Raw genomic sequence first — 2,851 nt, forward strand, 5'->3', positions numbered from 1 at the left:
GAAAGACGCGGAGCGTTGCACAAAGATAGGGGAGCGTAGCGAGCCTATCTTTACTTCTATTTATTAATGTGCAACTTAAGACACAAAACAGAGAATAAGGGTAGCTGTGAAGAATATTGTTATAAAGCTGTAAAGAGTGGAAAACATATTGAGCTTTATATTTATAAAGACAAGAATTTTAAAAGAAAGACAAAAGAAACAAATGATTTAATGAAAATCATCAACGACTGGGATATTACAGAAAATGAAAAGAAAGATAAAAAAGAAGAGGAGATGAAAGATGTGGTTGAAGAATTTGCGCCTGTTCAAAAACTTGATAACAATTTACGTCGAACGCAGAAACGACTAAGACGTGTAATCAATAGCAATTTAGGACAATATGAGGAACAGGATAAATTTTTAACACTTACATGTCCGAAATTAAAAAGCCGAGAAAAAGCGTGTAGAATGTTTAAATCGTTTATAAAAAATCTTCGCTATAATTACGGTGATGAAATTCAGTATATCGCCGTAATGGAAATACAAAACGGTGACAGATTAGAAGACCCAAGCAAAGCAACTAAAGATATTCACTTTCACGTGTTGTTATTTAATTGTCCTTATATTCCTCAAAAAGTTTTACAAGATAAAGTTTGGAAACATGGCATTGTAGATATAAGAAAGATTCAAGACTATACAGATATATCCGGTTATCTCGTTAATTATTTAAGCAAAGATGATACATTGTGTGTGAAAGGTAAGCGTTCATATTTTCCTAGCAAGAAATTAAAGAAACCAGTTGAAGAAATCAGTATGGATAAAGACCTTATCTTTAAATTTTTAACCGATACAAAAAACGAATTGCAATTTAGTGCCGAATATTTTGTTGAAAGAGTTGGAAATATCAGTTACATGAAACTGATCCAAAAAGATGATGATGAAAGTGAAATAAGCATTATAAGCTAATAAAAAAACAATGGCTATTGAGTTAGTCATTGTTTTCTTCTAAATCTTTCTCATTTAAAAATATGATGGGTTGATTATCTTCGTCAAGAAAAGATAATTTTGTATTAGTCATTTTTGCTAATAAAATTAAATCTTTAACATTCCAAGAATCACGTTTTATTTTGTTTGAAATATTTGGCTGACTTCTATTAGTGAATTTTGCATATTCAGTGATTCCTGATTTTTTGATTTCTAATAACCCTTTTATTTTATCAGTAATTATATTAAATCACTCCTTTCGTTATTATTTTAACATAGTTATATAATATAATTCAATAGTAAATAAATATCACTAAAAAGTTATGTAAAAGTGTTGACATATCACGAAAACGTGATATAATATAATTGTAAGGTAAAGGAAATACCAAAACAAAAAACGGAGGGTTTGAAAATGGAAATGATTATTAATACAAAAACAAAAGAAGTTGTAAGTGCTGATGATTTTCAAATGTTTAGTGATTGGAGAAAAATAAAATTTATTAGTTTATTTAATTGTGAAGAAATTTCAACTGATAAAGGTTTTAAAATTCTTGGTGAATATGAAGATGGCAAAAAATTCGAAAGTAAAGAATTAACTGCTAGAGAGTATTTTGATGGCAAATGCTTTAAATGTTAAAAATGTCAAGGCTTAACTTCAAATGAGCCTATCTTAAAAAAAGGAGATAAAAAATAATATGGAATACAAAATTCAATTAAGAAACCCTAACACAAGAGAGAAAACAACTCTCACAGCTTATACCGAAGAAATGGCGTTAAATATGATAGAGCAATCTATTAAAGACGGTTGGAGAATCAAGAACACTGATGATGTAAAAAAACTTATCGATCAGCTTTTTGAAAAACGCAAGCGTCAAGCTATAGATTCAACCGTCTTAGATGTAATAAGAAAAATAAGAAAAGTAAATCATACAGCAATGATTAATATTAGTTTAAATGGTGTGGTGGTTATGGAGGGAAATTCACATCGGATTATGGGCGTTATGTCTGCTAATTTAAAAGAGTTAACAGATGAGAACTATACTGTTGTTTATCATCAATATGATAATAATTATTTTATAAATATTAATTACGAGGGAGGCATTTAAAGAAAATGGTAAGTAGTGCTTTATATACATCAAAAACGGTTGAGTGGGAAACACCTCAAAAATTGTTTGATGAATTAAATCAGGAATTTCATTTCAATCTTGATCCATGTTGTACAGAAAAAAAATGCAAAATGCGAAAAATATTTTACCAAGTTAGAAAACGGATTAAATCAGGATTGGCAAGGATACAGAGTTTTTCTGTAATCCACCCTATGGTAGAAAAGAAACAGCTGAATGGGTAAAGAAATGTTATGAAGAATCAAGAAAAGAAAATACGTTAGTTGTTATGTTGATACCCTCAAGGACTGATAAAAGATATTTTCACAAGTATATATATCCTAATGCTGAAATTAGATTTATTAAAGGTCGCTTGAAATTCGGCAATAGTGCAAATTCTGCACCGTTCCCATCAATGATAGTTATATTTAAAAAATAATAAAAAGAGAGGTAGAAAAAATGAGCATTGAAAATTTTATAAACATAATAGGAGTTGCTACACGTAGCAAAAAACGCAAGAATTTTTGTTCAAAGAGATTTAGATTTTATTGAGTGTTTCTATGTGTGGGAATTTCCAAAAACTAAAAATTTATATAGTTTTGAAATTGATTTTTTAAATATTAGAAATGGAGACATTTATATCAATGTTAAATAATTAAAAAGATAGAAAACAAATCAAGAAAGAAGGGAGCATATAAAATGCTATTAACAAGAAAATATATCAAAACATTAGAAAGAGAAGAGATAAAAATCGGTAACAAATATTATCTAGGAGAATTAGTAAA

5 protein-coding genes are annotated in these 2,851 nt (G+C 28.5%); all 5 read left to right on the plus strand.

Annotated features, from left to right (window positions below; translation table 11 throughout):
* Positions 1-210 precede the first annotated feature (210 nt).
* The 5 genes from GQF29_RS18090 to GQF29_RS19085 all read left to right on the plus strand — a co-directional run bounded on the left by GQF29_RS18090 (position 211) and on the right by GQF29_RS19085 (position 2,505).
* Positions 211-945 (plus strand): rolling circle replication-associated protein, encoded by a 735-nt coding sequence (locus GQF29_RS18090; protein WP_236916512.1) that lies wholly within the window; start codon positions 211-213, stop codon positions 943-945.
* A gap of 430 nt (positions 946-1,375) precedes the next feature.
* Positions 1,376-1,600 (plus strand): hypothetical protein, encoded by a 225-nt coding sequence (locus GQF29_RS18095; protein ID WP_008789434.1) that lies wholly within the window; start codon positions 1,376-1,378, stop codon positions 1,598-1,600.
* Between the two features lie 58 nt (positions 1,601-1,658).
* A complete protein-coding gene (locus GQF29_RS18100; RefSeq protein WP_008789435.1) occupies positions 1,659-2,069 on the plus strand; it encodes a hypothetical protein in 411 nt (136 codons plus the stop codon).
* 5 nt (positions 2,070-2,074) lie between these two features.
* On the plus strand, positions 2,075-2,311 hold the full coding sequence (locus GQF29_RS18470; protein ID WP_029158275.1) for a hypothetical protein: 237 nt from the start codon (positions 2,075-2,077) through the stop codon (positions 2,309-2,311).
* The gene (locus GQF29_RS19085) at positions 2,245-2,505 is read left to right on the plus strand and encodes a DNA N-6-adenine-methyltransferase (protein ID WP_412361738.1); all 261 of its coding nucleotides are present in this window, start codon (positions 2,245-2,247) and stop codon (positions 2,503-2,505) included. The genes GQF29_RS18470 and GQF29_RS19085 overlap by 67 nt, the downstream gene beginning before the upstream one ends.
* Positions 2,506-2,851 lie beyond the last annotated feature (346 nt).

Origin of the sequence: Coprobacillus cateniformis (assembly GCF_009767585.1) — a bacterium.
Lineage (GTDB): Bacteria > Bacillota_I > Bacilli_A > Erysipelotrichales > Coprobacillaceae > Coprobacillus > Coprobacillus cateniformis.